Origin of the sequence: Colwellia sp. 6M3, from assembly GCF_014077595.1 — a bacterium.
GTDB lineage: Bacteria > Pseudomonadota > Gammaproteobacteria > Enterobacterales > Alteromonadaceae > Cognaticolwellia.
The window spans coordinates 1-18,974 of sequence record NZ_JACGWF010000015.1; the positions used below are offsets into that span (position 1 = coordinate 1).

Annotated in this window: 16 protein-coding genes; 13 read left to right on the top strand and 3 right to left on the bottom strand. The window is 37.8% G+C overall.

The genetic code is table 11. The features are described from left to right. Positions 1-594: 594 nt before the first annotated feature. The 8 genes from H4J50_RS05105 to H4J50_RS05140 all read left to right on the top strand — a co-directional run bounded on the left by H4J50_RS05105 (position 595) and on the right by H4J50_RS05140 (position 6,109). Positions 595-1,458 carry a sulfurtransferase gene (locus tag H4J50_RS05105; RefSeq protein WP_182254857.1) on the top strand — a complete coding sequence of 288 codons (864 nt, stop codon included), beginning with the start codon at positions 595-597 and terminating at the stop codon, positions 1,456-1,458. Positions 1,459-1,912: 454 nt separating this feature from the next. Further along, complete coding sequence (locus H4J50_RS05110; RefSeq protein WP_108454847.1) at positions 1,913-2,206, top strand: hypothetical protein; 294 nt, start codon at positions 1,913-1,915, stop codon at positions 2,204-2,206. Positions 2,207-2,220: 14 nt separating this feature from the next. Continuing rightward, entirely contained in the window at positions 2,221-2,883 is a 663-nt protein-coding gene (pspA, locus tag H4J50_RS05115; RefSeq protein WP_108454848.1) for a phage shock protein PspA, read from the top strand. A gap of 105 nt (positions 2,884-2,988) precedes the next feature. Beyond that, positions 2,989-3,201: a PspC domain-containing protein gene (locus tag H4J50_RS05120; protein ID WP_108454849.1), complete on the top strand. Its 213-nt coding sequence runs from the start codon at positions 2,989-2,991 to the stop codon at positions 3,199-3,201. A gap of 28 nt (positions 3,202-3,229) precedes the next feature. After that, entirely contained in the window at positions 3,230-3,568 is a 339-nt protein-coding gene (locus H4J50_RS05125; protein WP_108454850.1) for a hypothetical protein, read from the top strand. 303 nt (positions 3,569-3,871) lie between these two features. Next, positions 3,872-4,342 (top strand): copper chaperone PCu(A)C, encoded by a 471-nt coding sequence (locus tag H4J50_RS05130; protein WP_182254858.1) that lies wholly within the window; start codon positions 3,872-3,874, stop codon positions 4,340-4,342. Between the two features lie 12 nt (positions 4,343-4,354). Further along, on the top strand, positions 4,355-5,347 hold the full coding sequence (locus H4J50_RS05135; RefSeq protein ID WP_108454852.1) for a DUF2333 family protein: 993 nt from the start codon (positions 4,355-4,357) through the stop codon (positions 5,345-5,347). Positions 5,348-5,353: 6 nt separating this feature from the next. After that, positions 5,354-6,109 (top strand): TIGR04219 family outer membrane beta-barrel protein, encoded by a 756-nt coding sequence (locus H4J50_RS05140; protein ID WP_182254859.1) that lies wholly within the window; start codon positions 5,354-5,356, stop codon positions 6,107-6,109. A 645-nt stretch (positions 6,110-6,754) separates the two neighbouring features. Here H4J50_RS05140 and H4J50_RS05145 read toward each other — a convergent pair. The 3 genes from H4J50_RS05145 to hslR form a co-directional block, all read right to left on the bottom strand. Then, a complete protein-coding gene (locus H4J50_RS05145) occupies positions 6,755-10,603 on the bottom strand; it encodes a S8 family serine peptidase (RefSeq protein ID WP_182254860.1) in 3,849 nt (1,282 codons plus the stop codon). Between the two features lie 506 nt (positions 10,604-11,109). Then, the gene (gene hslO / locus H4J50_RS05150) at positions 11,110-11,967 is read right to left on the bottom strand and encodes an Hsp33 family molecular chaperone HslO (protein WP_182254915.1); all 858 of its coding nucleotides are present in this window, start codon (positions 11,965-11,967) and stop codon (positions 11,110-11,112) included. 9 nt (positions 11,968-11,976) lie between these two features. Next, a complete protein-coding gene (gene hslR, locus H4J50_RS05155; protein WP_182254861.1) occupies positions 11,977-12,390 on the bottom strand; it encodes a ribosome-associated heat shock protein Hsp15 in 414 nt (137 codons plus the stop codon). Between the two features lie 202 nt (positions 12,391-12,592). On the opposite strand from hslR, the gene gspC reads away from it, so the two are divergent. The 5 genes from gspC (at position 12,593) to gspG (ending at position 18,971) form a co-directional block, all read left to right on the top strand. Continuing rightward, a complete protein-coding gene (gene gspC / locus H4J50_RS05160) occupies positions 12,593-13,546 on the top strand; it encodes a type II secretion system protein GspC (RefSeq protein WP_182254862.1) in 954 nt (317 codons plus the stop codon). A 17-nt stretch (positions 13,547-13,563) separates the two neighbouring features. Then, on the top strand, positions 13,564-15,648 hold the full coding sequence (gene gspD, locus H4J50_RS05165) for a type II secretion system secretin GspD (RefSeq protein ID WP_182254863.1): 2,085 nt from the start codon (positions 13,564-13,566) through the stop codon (positions 15,646-15,648). Between the two features lie 2 nt (positions 15,649-15,650). After that, complete coding sequence (gene gspE, locus H4J50_RS05170) at positions 15,651-17,228, top strand: type II secretion system ATPase GspE (protein WP_259366166.1); 1,578 nt, start codon at positions 15,651-15,653, stop codon at positions 17,226-17,228. An 82-nt stretch (positions 17,229-17,310) separates the two neighbouring features. After that, entirely contained in the window at positions 17,311-18,534 is a 1,224-nt protein-coding gene (gspF, locus tag H4J50_RS05175) for a type II secretion system inner membrane protein GspF (protein ID WP_108454859.1), read from the top strand. A gap of 2 nt (positions 18,535-18,536) precedes the next feature. Next, on the top strand, positions 18,537-18,971 hold the full coding sequence (gene gspG, locus H4J50_RS05180) for a type II secretion system major pseudopilin GspG (RefSeq protein WP_108454860.1): 435 nt from the start codon (positions 18,537-18,539) through the stop codon (positions 18,969-18,971). Positions 18,972-18,974: the final 3 nt, after the last annotated feature.

Consider the following 18,974-nt stretch of genomic DNA (forward strand, 5'->3'; position numbering starts at 1 on the left):
CTTAAATACTCCATGTAATTGCTTTTTATTATGGCTTAATTCTTTGTCATAAATTTCGCTATAAATTTCGCTATAAATTAGTAAATTTAACCACATCGCAGTTTTATCAATAAAGTAACACTGCATTTTATTATCTTCATAAAAATAAATTTACCATTAAAACAGTGGTTTAGTGTTTTTTTCGATCCTTGGCACAACCTTTGTTAGTGTTTAAGCAACTTATATAAGTAGCACTTTAAAAATAGAGTGTTAAATACAGCCTAAAAGGATTGATACAATGCCAAGTTTAACCATGTTATTTACATTGTTTATGTTACCCGGTGTTTGTTTGCTGGCGACCTCATTTATTGTTGCTAGATTAGAGCAAGGTAAATAAGCTTTACTGTTTAAGGCATAGCCTTCATTTTAAAATATCATTTTTATCGCTATTTTTATAATAATGGCAAGTCGATAAGCTTCTTTTAAGTATTTTTGCCATTTACACTTTATATGTTTATTACCGCTCAAACTCCTTCACTATAAATACTGTACTTTGTGTGAGATCTCAGCTAATTTTGCTTTATCGTTTCAAGGTAAAATTATTAGGTCTAGCTTATGACGTATTTTCAGCAATTGATTTCCTGCGTAGATTTACACGCTATACTTGGCAGTGAAAACCTAGTGATCCTCGATGCTAGTATTCCTCCAGTGGGTAACATGGCAGCACCAGAAAATAGTTGGCCAGAATACCGTATTCCAAGTGCTCGTCGCTTCGACTTAAATAAAGACTTCTCTGATCCCATTAGTACACTTCCACATACCATGCCAACCTCAGAACATTTTGAACAAGCTGCGAAAGCATTAGGTATTAATCAGCAAAGCCAAATTGTGGTTTACGATGATTTGGGCTTATTTTCAGCCGCGCGAGCTTGGTATATGTTTAGGGCAATGGGACATAAAAATATCGCTGTATTAGACGGCGGTTTGCCATATTGGCTTAAACTTAAAAAGCCCATTGATGAACGTTCCAATTTTATTGATGATACTCCCAAGGTAGTGGCTGGAAACTTTGGTGCTAAAGCGCAGGTTGATTTTTTTTGTAACTGGCAAGACGTTGAAGCGCAAACTCGCTCTCAAGTTAACCTGATACTCGACGCACGTGCAAACCGCCGATTTACAGGAGCAGATGCAGAGCCTCGATCAGGAGTTCGAAGTGGCCATATGCCGAACGCAAAAAACTTACCTTACAATGACTTATTAACGCATGGCCGGTTAAAATCACCTGATGAATTAGCAGAGATATTTACTGATATCAATACCGATAAGAAAGCCATGATAATGACTTGTGGTTCTGGTGTTACGGCTTGTGTGTTGGCTTTAGCGGCAGATATTGTCAACATTAAAGACGTTAGGGTTTACGACGGTTCATGGAGTGAATGGGGATCATTAACTCATACCGAAGTTGTAACCTCTACTTGATAAAAAATAAGACATAACTTTTACTAACCAATCTACATATAAACGCTTTTCGAAAAACTCTGACTAATAAGCACTGTAATAATGTACTTACAGTGCTTAACTTTTATTCACTTATTAATAAATAAATGAAATATAAGGTTTGATGAACTTGTCATCAAATAATCAATAAACTATTTAGCTCTTGCCATAGCAAAAAACACTTCTTTCTCCCCTTAAATATTTTAGTTAATTCAATGGTCAATTTTACTAACCTTAGTGGCCATATTGACTAAATATTAGTTCGACATAATATGTCTTATTTTGATTGGTAAATGTGAGCTCAAAATAAAATCATAAATAACAGCGTCTTACTGTTTTTTATCTACTTGGCACAGCACTTGTAATAGTAATATCAGTTACCAACATGATGCGTTAATTAATAACACTTCATGTTACTCACATAAGGATATTAATAATGAAACTATTACAAACTAAACAAGTATTAAGCACCGTTTTATTATCTTGTACGTTGCTACTTACTACCACGGCTTCAGCACAAGAGGCTTCTTTAGAGCAAAGTTTAGCAGCAACAGTACAGGCACAAGGACAAAAGGTGCTGAATGATTTATCTGCAGGGCTAGCACATTCAATCAAAGCTGAACTAAACCGTTTTTCAATGCGATATAGCATGATGGAAACTCAGGAGTTAGCAGCGGTTATAAAGCAAAAAGAATCTAATTTACTAAAACAAAAAACTTCAAAGTATTAATAGGAGAAAAAATTATGGGTATGTTTTCAAGGTTTACAGACATTATTAACGCCAACATTAATGCAATGTTAGATAAAGCAGAAGAGCCAGAAAAAATGATCAAGTTGATCATTAATGAAATGGAAGAAACTTTGGTTGAGGTGCGCTCAGCAGCGGCCAAGTATATTGCAGAAAAGAAAACGGTCATGCGCAGTATTCACGAAATGGAGTGTCGTGCTAATAGCTGGAAAACAAAAGCAGAATTGGCGTTAAGTAAAGGGCGTGAAGACTTAGCTAAGTCAGCGTTGATTGAAAAGCAAAGTTGTACACAAAAACTAGCCGAATTTAATGAAGAGTTAGTGCAAATTGATGAGTACTTATCTGCAGTGCAACAAGATAGCCAACGTTTGCAAGATAAATTGACGGAGGCAAAGCGCAAGCAAGAAGCATTTGCTATTCGCCAGCAATCTGCAGAAGTACGCTTAAAAGTGCGTGAAAAAGCGGTTATTCATAATATTGATGAAGCGATTAATAAATTTGAACGTTACCAGCAAAAAATTGACCGTGTTGAAGCCGAAGTTGAAGCTTACGATATGACTTCGTCAAATGATTTAAATAGTCAATTTCGTGAGCTAGAAAATGATGAAAACATAGAGCAAGAGCTTGAACAATTAAAGCAGAAAGTTGCTAACGGTTAAGTTTGCTTAGGGTGTTATAGGTATAACACCCTCGCTTAATTTTATACTGAGCACTACTGATATTTATGTGCTGTATAAATTTCACAAATTTAAAAGGAGTAAATCATGAGTTACGACCGAGAATATTCAGTTCACAAAACCTTAACAAAAGACCTAACGCATAAAAAGTTATCAGGTGTTTGCGGTGGATTAGCGAGGCATTATAACCTACCTCGTTTAGCGGTAAGGGTAGGTGCCATCGTTGCGTTATTAATGTTTCCAGCTGCCACAGGCGTAGCATATATAGTGGCAACATTATTAATACCTAACAAGGTTTAAAGTTTTTTAACATGCAGGGGAGTAAGGTATGTCGTTTTTTAAATCATTATGTTTAGCCATTTTCGCCACAATATTTTTAACGTACGTTTTAGGCGTCAGTTTTATAGAGCTACTTGATGTTGATATTTATATGGGGGAGCAAGTCATTGAACCTTTAAAGGCGATTAGTGTTTCTGCCTTGGTGGTTGTATTACTTGTTTTGGTGGCTTTTGCTATCGCGATGAGTGTATTCGGCTCAATAATATTTGTTGCTATGTTAGTGCTAGGCGGCGGTGCCATGTTATTGGTTGGGGTCTTTTGGCCTGTATTTTTAATTGCCGGCGTTATTTGGTTACTTGCACGAGATAAACGCCCGGTACATTGTTAGTTTTAGTACCACGACCAAGTAAAACACAAAACAAAATCGAAATACTCGCTAACACAACCTAAGTTTATAAAGAGCACTTATTAACGACGGATTTTAAAAAGTTAGAGAGTATCGATTTACTGTTTTTGGTACTGACTAAGCGTTTAAATAGTTCAGCTTTAATTGTCATGATTTCTTCTATCAATGCTTGCGTGTGAACCCTCTTCATATTTGAACTTATAATTAAGTTATCCATTTAGCTCAAGCTTAGTTACAATAGTGATTAAGAATCATAATATGGATAAAAAGGATGTATAGCAGCTTATGAGGAATATATTTTTACCAGTAATATCATGGTTAATTTTATTGAATATTTCGTTATCCAACGAAGTGTTCGCTAATGAGGTTAATGAGATATCAGTTGAAGATGGGTATGTGAGGGAGAGTATTCCCGGCACGTCTATTTCTTCAGCTTATATGACAATAAAAAACTTATCATCAACAGATACTCGTCTTGTTTCTGCATCAAGCGAAGTGAGCGAGCGTATTGAAATTCATCAGCATACTATGGTTGATGGCTTAATGCGCATGCGCCAACGTGATTATGTAGACATTTTAGCTAACAATAGTACTGTTTTTCAGCCTTCAGGTTTTCATTTAATGATTTTTAATTTAAAAGAGCCTCTAAAAGCAAAAGAAAAAGTTATTATTACCCTGCATTTTGACAATCAATCTAGCCTCGAAGTAAATTATACTGTTCAAGGTCTTAAGCAGAAAAAACACCATCACCATTAGTAAGGAGTAGTTATGAAAGTTAATATCTCGACAAAAGCTGTCATTTCAGGATTTTTAGCATTATTTTTTTTGCTGTATCTACTTGGCGTTTATTGGAGCTTTGAGCCTGAACAATTCGATATTCGTGCGGAGGTTACTAAAGCAGCGACTGCCGACGGTGTTACCCCTGTTGTAGGCTATACTACAACTACAACACTTATTCGCGTCACTGAAACCTTGTTAAATAAGCCTGGTGGTTACTTGGCTAATGACGCACTTCCCCCTTCAGTATTTTTAGATAATATTCCAGCGTGGGAGTTTGGTGCACTGGAAATGATAAGAGATATGGCGCTTGTAATGCGTCAAGAGTTTAGCCGTTCACAGTCTCAATCAGCAGAAAATAAAAATTTAAAAGTAGCACAACCACAATTCAATATTGATCATACAAGTTGGGCTATTCCAAGTGCTGAAGGTGAATACCAAAAAGCAATTAATGAGCTATACGCATACAGAAAAGCCTTATCTCAAGTTAACAATCAATCGGCTCAGTTTTACGCGCGTTCTGATAACTTGCGCGGCTGGATACAAGAAGCAACAAAGCGTTTAGGAAGTTATTCTCAACGTTTAAGTGCAAGTGTTGGTCGAGAACAAATTAATGTTGACCTCGCTGGCGATAGAGTCGCGAAACAATCAACATTAGGCTCAGCCAGTATGCAGTTGAAAACAAGTTGGTGGGATATTGATAATGAGTTTTACGAAGCACGAGGCGCTTGTTGGGCCTTGTTACATTTTTTAAAAGCCATAGAAATTGACTTTAAAGATGTACTCGAGCAGAAAAATGCCAAAGTTAGTGTGCAACAAATTATTCGCGAGCTTGAAGCAAGCCAAGAGTCAATGTGGAGTCCAATGGTTTTAAATGGCGATGGTTTTGGCATACTTGCAAATCATTCTTTGGTAATGGCTAATTATATATCACGTGCGAATGCGGCACTGATTGATTTAAATGACTTATTGAGTCAAGGGTAATAAAACATGAAAAAAATAGCGCTAGCAGTAACTCTCGCATCGATTTTATCAACTAATGTTCAAGCGGATGCTTTAGGTATTTACTTGGGTGGACAAATTTGGGATAACCAAGCTTCAGGAACATTTGGCGATGGTAGCTCTCAAGTTGATTTTAATTTAGCTGACCAAACACAAAACAGTTTTTTTATCGCGTTTGAGCACCCTGTACCATTAATTCCAAATATACGTATAGCTTCTACCACTTTAGAAACTGAAGGCAGTACAACACTAAACACTGAATTCGAATTTGACGGTCAAACGTTTAGTGAAAATACTAATGTTAATGCTGACTTCAATATTAGTTATGTCGATTACACACTCTATTATGAGTTATTTGACAATGACCTAATTTCATTTGATTTTGGTTTAACCGGGCGTGATTTTGACGGCGATGTAACGGTATCGGCACAAGCAAGTCAAGGCTCTACGTCAGGTCGTGTATCAGTCACTGAAATTGTACCAATGTTGTACGCTAGAACTAATGTTGGCTTGCCTTTAACAGGCTTAAACCTTTATGCACAAGGTAATTTCCTATCAATTGATGACCATACACTTTACGACTATGAAGTTGGCGTAAGCTATGAGCTTATTGACAACCTTGCTGTAGATGTAAATATTAATGCTGGCTACCGTGCCGTTAAGTTAGAGCTAGACGACTTAAATGATCTATACACTAACATTGAATTTGATGGTGTATTTCTTGGTACCACTATTCATTTTTAAAGCGTTAACTTAGTACAACCAAAAGCAGAACTGAATAATCAGCTCTGCTTTTTTTTCGTCTAAAATTCGTTGTTTATCATTAAATACTATTCACTTGAGCCAGTATTTTGTCGCTCAAAAGAGCAGGTTAAGCGACAAATAACTTACTTTAGGTTGAGCTGCAGGAAATGTATCGATTTAACCAGATAAGCTTAAAATCAGTGGCTTATGACCTTCAATGATTACCTTACTTATAATTCTATAATTCTATAATTCTATAATTTTTGTTATGTGAATGGTGCATTTAATCTACTGTTAAGAATTATTATTAATGTGCTTAGTCGCTTTCGGTTTAAATGTTGTGATCTATTCAAATACAGATAGCTTAGTATTAAAAAACGTAGAGCTTTGTTTATGAACCACAATTAAGACTATTCGCAAAAGCTATTACCATTGGTTATGCAATTTAAACTTTAATTTCCTGTGAAGCATAAATTAAGTTATGTCGAAAAATTAATACAGATAAATTTTCTAGCAGATTATTATGAGCGGAGATAGCAGGGAGGTTTAATATGGAAATTCAACAAGACATTAAAAAAGCCATCAACATTATGTTGATGGCTTTTGATTTTATCAGCTTTCTAAAAGAAAGCTTAGGTTATTAAATTACACTTTTTTACGACGTGTAAATAACATTGGCGTTAGTAACAACATTAACCAACCAAATGAACCACTTTCTTTCTTATTAACAATTGAAGCTGAAGCTACAGTAGTGTTTGTATTACCGTTACCATCATCAACAGTTAGTTGGAAAGATATTGTTTCGTCTTTATCAACTTTAGGTGCATTAAAACTAAACGATGAAGCGCTAGGGTTGTAACTAACTGGCGTACCAGAAAGTTGTACCCATTCATAAGTTAGGGCATCAGCATTTGCATCAGTAGAGTTAGTAGCATTAACAGTTAATGAACTTCCTTCAGTTGTAGTATTAAGACCTGAGATTACAGCTACCGGTGCTACTTCAACAACACCAAAGCTATATGTTGACATCATAGTATTACTACCCAAAGTATTAGATAACATCACTTCATTATTCGTGCTTGCTGTACGAGGAATTAAGTCAAAACCAACAGAAATCATGTCTGTAGACATACCAACAGCACGAGTTATTGTCCAAGTAATAGTGTTATCTGTAACAACGCCATCATTGTTCACGTTTGTAATCTCATGTCCTGCTGTTACATCTGCGGTTAAAGTATATACCTTGTCTTCGTTTGTGAAGTTAGCTGCAATATCAAAAGAAACTGACTGCGCTTCACCTGGTGTCATTGTTTGAACACCATTTTCAAGATCTGAAGATACATTATTAATAACATCTGACTCGCCTAAAGTGATTGACCAAGGCAATATAATATTCGTGTCAGCGTCTTTTATTTCAATCAAACCTGCAGTGTTATCTACAGCGCCAGTCCAACTTAGCGATAGGTCAAAATTAGTTTCATTTTGAACTATTGATGTTGTAGCTACTTCACTGATTGATGTTTCCACTAAGTCTGTTGTAGAAACTTTCACATTCACTGTATCAACAGCACCTGGTGCAGATGCAGTATAGGCATCTACTACAACATAATAAGTATCCGCAGGCAGGTTTCTGATAGATACTAATTCATTCGAACCACCAGAACCACTTGAACCGATATTTTGAAATAGTGAGTTTAAAATACGTAAATCCGCATCAGGAGCTTCATCAGAACTAGTTGAGAATACTGCTAGAGGTACCACGTCAGTAAAGGTAACTGTAAAGAAGTCAAAACCACCGTCTTCCACTTCCAGTGCTTCTTCACTAATTACTTGTGCTTCGTATGTCGTAGCGGTAATTGTCCCTGTTAAGTCTTTTGATTGAAGACCTGTATAAGAAATTGAACCTTCAGAACGGTTAGCTACCACTGCAGCTTCTGTTGGTAAATTATTTCCTGCTACTTGAACCAATACAGGTAACCTAGCATCTGGAATACCGGCAGAAGTCAATGTAACATCACCAAAGTTCCATACATTAACGTCAGCTTCAGTAACATCAGCAGTAACTGTAATGGTTTGTGTTTCACCAGCTTTAATATCAAAGCTTGTTGGCGAAACTGTTAGTGCCATATCGTTAGGAGTTGGCGTTGTTGAAGGAGCTACTGGTGCTATGGCAGGTGTATTTGCTGTAACTGTCCAACTTGCATCTTTAGTTGCTGTAAATGTACGAGTCCAAGTACATGTATCGATACACTTAGTGTTAGTCATCGATGGGATGTTTAACGATAAAGGAATACCGGCAACCGCTGGGTCTGCTTTCATGTAGTTAGCAAACGTTTCATCCATCAGTAAACCTGTATTTGTTGCTAAGTTCACGCGAATGCTACCAGAACCCATGTCAAATACATCGGCAGGTGTAACACCATCTTCTTTACGAACATCAGTGACAGCTGTCAACATTAATGCTGAACGAATATTATCTGGTGTCCATGTAGGGTGTGCAGATTTTAATACTGCACCGGCGCCAGAAGTATGTGGCGCTGACATTGAAGTACCTTGTAAAAAGGCATAATCAGAAGGAGATGTACCTGTAACATCGTGACCATATTGCTGATCCGAGTATGCTGCATATATAGATACACCTGGAGCAGTTACAGAAGGTGACATGATATCTGCAACAGAACCATTAGGCCCTCTTGAAGAGAAGTCAGCCATATCATCAGCTTGTCCTACATTTAATGTAATTGCTGGGTCAATAGTTAGTGTCATTGCTGGGTTTTCAGCTAAATCAGCTAATACTAACGCACCATCATCTTCAGAAATCATTACTGCAGGAATAGTCGTTGTTTCTAATGCACCCATAGTGAATGGTGCACCATCATTGTTATAAACTACTACGCCAGAAGCGCCAGCTGCTGTGGCATTAGTTACTTTATCGGAAAAAGAACATGCTCCACGGCTAATTAATGCAATTGCATCTTTAAATGCGTCTTCGGCAAATGCGTTACAGCCTGTAAAGTTTGCTGCATCAACATCAATAGCAGCAATTGGAGTTGCTGAAAATACTTCACTGATTGCTGGACCTGTACCGTTAACAAAAACATAGTCAGCATCATTAAAACTAAGAGATGTGTCTAATGTTCTACCATGTGTAGAGGCGCCTACAACAGTATACCAAGGTGCGCTTTTCGCTGTTGTATAAGGATCTGGGCCACCATTACCTGCTGAAACTGCAGAGAATATTCCGGCCTCTTGAGCGGCTAGAAAACCAAGTTCAGTTGAACTTCTCCAAGGGTTACCACCACCACTTATAGAGTAGTTAAGTACATCAACACCATCAGTAACAGCATCGTCTAATGCAGCAATAATTGCGGCACCAGGACAACCTGAATAAGTATCTCCTTGATCACCCGGGCGACAAATTTGATAAGCAACAATATTTGCGTGAGGTGCTACACCAGAAATTTGGTCGAATGAGAATGTTTCATTGACGATACCATCACTTTCAGCAACGCCATTCTCTCCAGTAACTAAAGGAGCATTTTTTATAATGTTACCACCAGCAGTACTAGCAGTGTGAGAGCCATGTCCGCCGTAATCTTCACCATTTTTTGCAGGAGGAGTTTCACCAAACACATTAACGTCATCATAAAGATCAGTAATTACAGAGTATGAGTGAACACCTATTAATTTATCATTACACATAGATGCAAAATCGCCGGCACAATCACCAGCGTATACGCCAGCACCCCATGGGTTGGTGTGGTCATAACCATCACCACCAACATCTGCAAATGAAGCATGATCAGAGTTGATACCACTGTCAATTACACCAATGATTACACCTTCACCCATATTAAGCCCTGATGGGCCTTCGCCTTGCCATACTTGCGTAGCACCAATGTGGATTGGGCCAGTGTCAGTATCCATTTGTTCCATGCGCTCACGCTCAACAAATGCAACACCACTTAGTGTCGATAGTTGTGCAGCTTCTGCCTGTGTTAAGCGCAAAGCCATACCATTAATGGCATTTTTGTAACTGAATAGTACTTCTGCTTTTTTACCAATTACACTAGCAGCTTGTGTTAGGAAATCTTGTTGTTTGTTCTCAAGGAAGTTGGCGTATTGTACCGCTTCTTTCGATTTCGTATCTAAACGTAATGCATTACGAACTTGTTGAGATGACATCTTGCTATTAATTAATTTAGCAAATAGTTCTTTTTTTGCTACTTTTGGGTTTGTTGCAGCAAGTCCAGCGATACTACCGTCATAGGTAGCTAGTGCCATATCATTTAAGCGAACAATATAAGTATATTGACCTTGGGCTAAATCAGCTTCAAAAAAGAATTTTTGAGCAACTGAGCTGTTTACTGAGCTTTTAGCCTTGTTAGGTGCTGATGCTTCAATGGCTTGACGAGCATCATTAATACTGGCCATCGAACTTAATGATACGGTCATTAATGCTGTTGAAACAGCTAATGCGACTTTGTTTCTCACTGAGAATCTCCTTTGCGCCTTTTGTAGCGCATTTAATTGTTTTTAGCTGATATAAAATACTTAAATTTTTGTTATCAAATGCTTTTATGTTTTTACTTAAAAATTTTTGGAACTGAGAACATTTCAAAAAATCACAAAAATGCGACGATTAAACATACCACATGTAAAAATAATGTAAATATATTGTCAGCAAAGGTTTGCGATAAAATTTAATTCAACGTTTAAAATGGAAAATTGTGTTTACAGAATGACCTCTTTAGTTAAATGAACTAAGTAGAATTAAAGTATATGAATAGATAATTTTCCAAGTTTTAAACGAGATTAATTAAACAATAGTTACAAATGTATAAAATAAAACCGTTTTATTAATATTAACGTTGTGAACTTTAGAGGGGAGTTTACTAAGAGGAAATTATTTTCGATGTGTCGCAAGAAAATTAAGTGGTTTAATTTTGATAGCCAAAGATTTTTTGGCTATCAAAAGTTAATTACAAACTAAAGCTTATTTAATGTGTTGTACCATTAATAAATTGAGCTAATTGAGGTCGTTCAAATTGATAAGTTGTCATGCAGTAATCACAGGTCATCGACACACTGCCTTGTTCAGCAATGATACTTTCCAACTCACTAGGTTCAATTTGAGAAATAGTACTTAAGCACTTATCTTCAGAGCAGCTACATTTATAACTAACAGCTTGTGGTTCAAATAATCTTACTTCTTCTTGATGATACAATCGGTATAGCAAGTCTTCACTAGCTAATGAAAATATTTCTTCAGATTTAATGGTATTGGTTAATTGGCATAAATGTTCGAAATCGGCTTCTTGCTGCTCTTTATCGCCACTGTCAGGCAGTAATTGAATTAATGTACCTGCAATTTGTGACGTTTTCTCATCGGTAAATAGCCATATTTTGGTAGGTATTTGCTCTGATACCTCAAAATAATGCTCTAAGCATTCAGCTAAAGTATCTTGCTCAAGGGCAACAACACCTTGATAAGGTTCGCCGTTAGTTGGACGTATGGTAATCACCATATTGCCCTTGCCAATGAGATCTTTAAGGGCTGTAGCATTGGTTTCACTCGCCATACGGGCAATGCCACGCATTTCTTGATGATTGTTGCCGTTTACAGCTAAGTAACCTATTGGGCCGTCACCTTGAAGTTGTACGGCAATTTCACCTTCAAACTTTAATGTTGCGGTTAATAGGCAAGTGGCAGCGACTAACTCACCGAGCAATTGCTTCACACCTTGCGGGTAATCATGTAAAGCAACAATATCTTGGAAGGTTTGGCTTAAGTTTACCAATTCTCCTCGCGCGTGTAGGTTGTCAAATAAATAGCGATTTAAAATATCTTTTTGCATAGCCACTGTTTATATCCTTTCTTTTAAATGTCGAATTTGTCGACGTTGTTTCTTATCGGGTTTAGTGTCGCTGGCGGGGCTAAGTAAAATACCTTGCTTGCGAGCTAAATTATTTTTTTCGCGCGTTTCAATGCTTTCAGTTGTTTCTTGGTAAAGTGTTTGTGCAAAAGTTGCATCACGGCGTTTATCAGCCAACGCGATAACAATGACATGCTTTTCTTCAAAACCTTGTCTTATAGTAATGCGATCACCTAAAACTACGGCTTTACCAGACTTGCTACGCTGACCATTATAAAACACTTTGCCGCCATCAATCATCTGCTTTGCAATGGCTCGTGTTTTATAAAAGCGCGCCGCCCATAACCACTTGTCTAAACGGGTGGACTGATTACTTAGTGCATCATTATCATGAGGTTTATTCATGGTTTTAATTATACTCTATAACGGCATTTTAAATTTTCGGAAAGTTAACATAATGGCTGCATTTTCGCTAGTTCGAATGCATTTCTTTACATTTTGTTAACTAATTATAGTTAAAAAAGAATATGACATCTTGTTGCAGAGCGATTGGTCAAGTATCATCAAAGCGAATTGAAATTTGAAGATAATAAAAAAACGATAAAAAATGACATTGTTGAATAACCTATCAAGCGCGCCTGAACAGCTTTCCAAGCTACCACAACGAAAAATTACTCAAGTAATTATTTTGGTACTGCTTTGCTATATCGCTTTTTTGTGTGCACAAATAACTTGGCTAGGTTTATCTAAGTCAACGCAAAGTGCTAATGTAACATTAAATGGTTCAGCAGCTGTTTCATCAACACCGAAAAAGCAAATCGACGTCAAAGCCATTCAATCATTAAATCTCTTCGGGGCTTTCTCTCAACAAAAAGTAGAGCGTGTTGAGGAAGTTGTTGAAGATGCCCCCGAAACACGTTTAAAGCTAATTTTGTCAGGTGTGGTTGCTAGTAGCGATAAAGCGACCGCCGCTGCGGTAATCGAAAGCTCAGGCAGACAAGAAACTTACAGTATTGGTGAGAACATCAAAGGCACTAGGGCAACGTTAGAAAATGTTTTTAACGACAGAGTTATTTTAAAAGTGTCAGGCGGATTTGAAACTTTGATGTTTGAAGGATTAATATTTGATAAAAACGTCAAGCCATCTCAGCCAGACTATAAACAAAAATCAGGACCTCAACGTACTAAAACGTCATTGCAATTAACATCGCCCAATGTTGTCGATCAGCGTAATAATAAATCACTCGCTAAAGTGACTCAGTCATTAAAAGATGATTTAGAGAGTGACCCAGGTAACATTACCGATTATTTGAAAATTTCGCCGAAACGAGAAAATGGCAAAATTACTGGCTATCAATTAATGCCGGCGAAAGATCCAACTTTTTTCCAAAGTGCTGGTCTGAAGTCAGGGGATGTAGCAGTACAAATGAATGGTTTTGATTTGACTGAGCCTCGAGAAGCCGCTCAGGCACTAAAATCTTTAAGAGAACAACGCGAAGTTTCGCTGTTACTTGATCGTAATGGTGACATGACACAAATACTTTTCAGTATAGATAATTAGAATAAAAGGAATAATAAATGCGCAAATTATTAAGCGCACCTTGGTATAAGCGAAGCCTTACCGGGGTTGTTACTGCAGTTTTACTCAATAGTGTTTTGCTCTCTGCAAATATAAATGCGGCTGAATATTCTCCAAATTTCAAAGGCACAGAAATAGCAGAATTTATCAACATTGTTGGTAAAAATTTGCAAAAAACCATGATCGTTGATCCCAACGTTCGCGGCAAAGTTAATGTACGTAGTTATGACTTACTAACTGAAAAGCAATATTATCAATTTTTCTTAAACGTTTTAGAGGTTTATGGCTTCTCTGCGGTTGAAATGGAAAATAATGTTGTCAAAATTATTCGTAATAAAGATGCGAAAACCTCTTCTATTCCAGTCGTGGGTAATGAAAACCCAGGTGCTGGTGATGAAATGGTCACCCGTGTTGTTGAAGTTAAAAACGTTACGGTACGTGAACTTACACCTTTACTGCGTCAATTATCAGATCAAGCAGGCGGCGGCAACGTAGTTAACTATGATCCTGCTAACGTTATTATGCTTACTGGTACTGCCGCGGTAGTTAATCGCTTAGTGCAAATTATTGAACGAGTGGATAAAGCGGGCGACCAAGACGTACAGATTATTAGCTTGAAATATGCATCGGCTGGCGAAATGGTTCGCATAGTTGAAGCAATGAATAAATCTGGCCAAGGTAAAAGCGCTGGCACACCGACATTTTTAATACCTACCATTGTTGCTGATGAACGTACTAACAGCGTTATTGTCAGTGGCGAAGTTAAAGCCCGCGAACGAGTAGCAAGATTAGTTTCGCGCTTAGATAGTGAACTTGAATCAAACGGCAACACGCGCGTTTATCATTTAAAGTATGCAAAATCAGAAGACATGGTGAAAGTGCTACAAGGGGTTAGCGAGTCTATTGAAGCAGAATCATCTTCAACCACTACTGCATCGCGAAAAAGTAAAACCCGTAATGTGAGTATTGATGCTCATGAAGACACTAACACCCTTGTTATTACCGCTCAACCTGACATGTTACGTTCACTCGAAGCGGTTATTCGTCAATTAGATATTCGTCGTGCTCAAGTGCTTATTGAAGCTATTATTGTTGAAGTTTTTGAAGGTGATGGCGTTAACCTCGGTGTGCAGTGGTATCACGAGTCAGGAGCTATGTCGCAATTTACCAATGGTGTTACACCAATAAGTTCAATTGCAGCAGCAGCTGAAGCTGCTCAGTCTACGCCGGGTACATTAGGTTCTACTGTTACGTCAGAAAGTGGTGCGGTTACAGTGAATCCTGATCAACCTGATACAGATGGTGACTACAGTTTAGCTGCTCAAGTGTTAGGTTCAGTCAGTGGTACATTGTTCGGTATTGTAAAAAATGATTGGGGCGCAATTATTCAAGCGGTAAGTTCTGATACTAATTCGAACTTATTGTCTACGCCAAGTATTACTACCCTTGATAATGAAGAAGCATATTTTATTGTTGGTCAAGAAGTTCCTATTATCACGGGCGCTCAAACCGGCAGTAATAACAGTAACCCTTTCCAAACAGTTGAACGTCAGGAAATTGGTATTAAATTGAAAGTTACGCCGCAAATAAACGAAGGCAGTGGCGTGCAATTAACGATTGAGCAAGAAGTATCTTCAGTAAGCGGTGCAACAGGTGTTGATATCTCTATTAACAAACGTGAAATTAAAACCACTGTGATGGCTGACGACGGCGCGACTGTTATTCTAGGTGGTTTGATTGATGAAGACGTGCAAGAAAGTGTTCAAAAAGTACCTATCCTCGGCGATATTCCATTTATTGGTCACTTGTTTAAATCAACAAGCAACACCAAACGTAAGCGTAATTTGATGGTGTTTTTACGTCCAACTATTGTGCGTGATGGCAAGTTAATGAATGATCTAAGTAAAGAAAAATATAACTTCATTCGTGCGCTTGAAATTCAAAAGAAAGAAGATGGTCTTGAGTTATTGTCTGATGAAAAACTGCCTATTCTGCCTGAATGGAATGATCAATTGTCATTACCACCGTCGTTTGATGAATATATGAAAAAGCGTGATGAAAAATCATCGGATGAAAACGAATAACCATGAGCGATATCGATCCAGAAACTCAAGCTTTTGTTGCGGCAAGTGAAAACGAAACTGCGCTTAACGATTCATCAACACTCGCTGTTAGTGACATTATTACAGATGAAGGTATTCGTTATCGTTTGCCTTTTGGTTTTGCAAAACGTAATAGTGTATTGGTCGCAAATGATCATGGTGAATTACGATTAGTTTGCACAGACACTCTCAATGCTGATGTATTGCTAGAAGTGCGCCGAGTATTAAAAGCGCCTTTTACACTTGATTATAAAAGTGCTGAAGAGTTTGAACAATTGCTTACTATTTCATACCAGCGAGACTCTTCAGAAGCGCAACAAATGATGGAAGATATTGGCAATGAAGTTGATTTATATTCACTTGCCGATGAAATGACCGAAACTGAAGACTTATTAGAAAACGAAGACGATGCACCGATTATTAAACTAATCAATGCCATGTTAAGTGAAGCGATCAAAGAGAATGCTTCCGATATACATATTGAAACTTTTGAGCAAGCGCTACAAATTCGTTTTCGTGTCGATGGCGTTTTACGTGAAGTGTTAAAACCTAACCGTAAATTAGCTTCATTACTGGTTTCTCGTATTAAGGTAATGGCAAAGCTAGATATAGCTGAAAAACGTATTCCGCAAGATGGTCGTATTTCCCTAAGAATAGCGGGTAGAGCAGTAGACGTGCGTGTTTCAACTATGCCTACAGGACATGGTGAACGAGTAGTTTTACGTTTACTCGATAAAAATTCAACCCGTTTAGACTTGCAAGACTTAGGCATGACCGATGGCAACCGAGCGCGCTTTTCTGATTTAATTGAAAAGCCTCATGGCATTATTTTGGTTACAGGCCCAACCGGCTCAGGTAAAAGTACGACTTTGTATGCAGGCTTAAGCCAAATAGATAGCAAAGAACGAAATATTTTAACAGTAGAAGATCCGATCGAATACGCTATTGAAGGTATTGGACAAACTCAAGTCAATACGAAAGTTGATATGACCTTTGCCCGTGGTTTACGCGCAATTTTGCGTCAAGATCCTGATGTGGTGATGGTCGGTGAGATTCGCGATTTAGAAACTGCGCAAATTGGCGTACAAGCAAGTTTAACTGGGCATTTAGTTTTATCTACATTACATACTAATACAGCTGCAGGCGCTATTACACGAATGGAAGATATGGGGGTTGAACCTTTCTTACTTTCATCGAGTCTATTAGGTGTATTAGCACAACGATTGGTTAGAACGTTATGTCCACATTGTCGCGAATGCTGCGCTACTTCAGCGGAAGAACGCAAATTACTACAATTAAGTCACGACGATAATGCGCCAATTTATAAAGCGGTAGGTTGTGAAGAGTGTAATTTTAAAGGTTACCGAGGCAGAACAGGTATTCATGAATTGATTGTGGTTGATGAGCAAGTACGAGAATTGATTCATAACGGTAAAGGCGAGCAGGCGATTGAAAAGTTCATTCGTACTACAACACCAAGTATCCGTCGTGATGGCTTTGATAAAGTCATGCTAGGTGAAACCACCATCGAAGAAGTATTGCGAGTTACACGCGAAGATTAATAAAACAAGTTTCTGTGTCTAAAATAAACGCAAAATTGAAGATAAAACTTGGTAATTAACAAGGTATTATAAATTGTAAATTATGGCAGCATTTGATTATCAGGCAGTAGACAGCCGAGGCAAAAACAAAAAAGGGGTTATTGAAGGTGACACCCCTCGTCATGTACGAAATTTACTTCGTGAACAAGGCTTAATGCCTATTGAAGTAACACCATGTTTGCAGAAAAGTAAGCAAACAAATAAAAAGTCTTTTTTTACTGCAGGAAAAAAAATATCAGCTGCCGAGTTGGCACTTATCACTCGACAGTTATCAACGTTGGTTGAATCTGGCTTACCCATAGAAGAGTCACTAATGGCTGTTGGTGAGCAATGCGATAAAAATACCTTAAAAAGTATGATCATGGCTGTGCGAACCAAAGTAACCGAAGGTTATGGTTTAGCTGAAAGTATGGCTGAGTTTCCACAAGTGTTTAATCGCTTATTTCGCGCTATGGTTGCCGCCGGTGAAAAATCAGGCCATCTTGATAAAGTATTAGATCGCTTAGCTGATTACACTGAAAAGCGACAACAACTGCGCTCACAACTCATTCAAGCGTTGGTTTATCCTGTCATAATGACTGTAGTTGCCACAGGTGTTATTGCAATACTCTTGACCGCCGTAGTACCCAAAATTGTTGGTCAATTCGAACATATGGGCGCTAACTTGCCTGCAACAACTAAATTCTTAATTGCTAGTAGTGATTTCCTGCGGGATTATGGCTTATTCATTGTAGTTATTGTGGCGGCGCTTATGCTGCTATGGTCACAGTTATTGAAAAAAGACAGTTTTAAATTTGCTTATCACAAACGTTTTTTAAATATACCGGGTCTTGGGAAAGTGGCAACAAGTGTTAATACCGCAAGATTTGCACGTACATTGAGCATTTTAACCGCTAGCGCCGTTCCTTTATTAGAGAGTATGAAAATTTCTGGTGAAGTACTCGACAACTTATACATTAAACAAAGTGTTAAAGAGTCAACAGACAAGGTGAGAGAAGGAACAAGTTTACGAGTATCGTTAGAACAAACTAAACTGTTTCCACCCATGATGTTACACATGATCGCTAGTGGTGAAAAAAGTGGCCAACTTGAACACATGTTAGGTCGCGCCGCTGATAACCAAGATCGTGAGTTCGAAGCTGTAATGAACATATCATTAAAAGCATTTGAGCCGATATTAATGGTGGTAATGGCGGGTGTTGTATTATTTATCGTTATGGCTATTTTACAGCCAATTCTTCAGTTAAATACGTTAATAGGAAGTTAGAAATGAAAGCAGTAAGAAATGTTCGAGGTTTTACCTTATTAGAAGTGATGGTTGTTATCGTAATTTTAGGTATTTTAGCCAGTATGGTAGTGCCTAACCTTATGGGCAGCCAAGAGCGCGCAAATATGCAAAAGGCAGTATCAGATATTAATGCCTTGGAAACGTCTTTAAGTATGTACAAAATGGACAATTATAAGTACCCAAGTACAGAGCAAGGTTTAGAAGCATTGGTAACGGAAACTGATATTGAACCTATGCCTCGTCGTTTTCCAGAAGGTGGTTATGTAAAACGTTTACCTAACGATCCGTGGGGAAGTGAATATCAATTACTTAACCCTGGAGAAAACGGAGCAATGGACGTATTTTCTATGGGACCTGATGGCGAACCCGGTACAGATGATGATATTGGCAACTGGAATTTAGGCGATTATCAATAATCA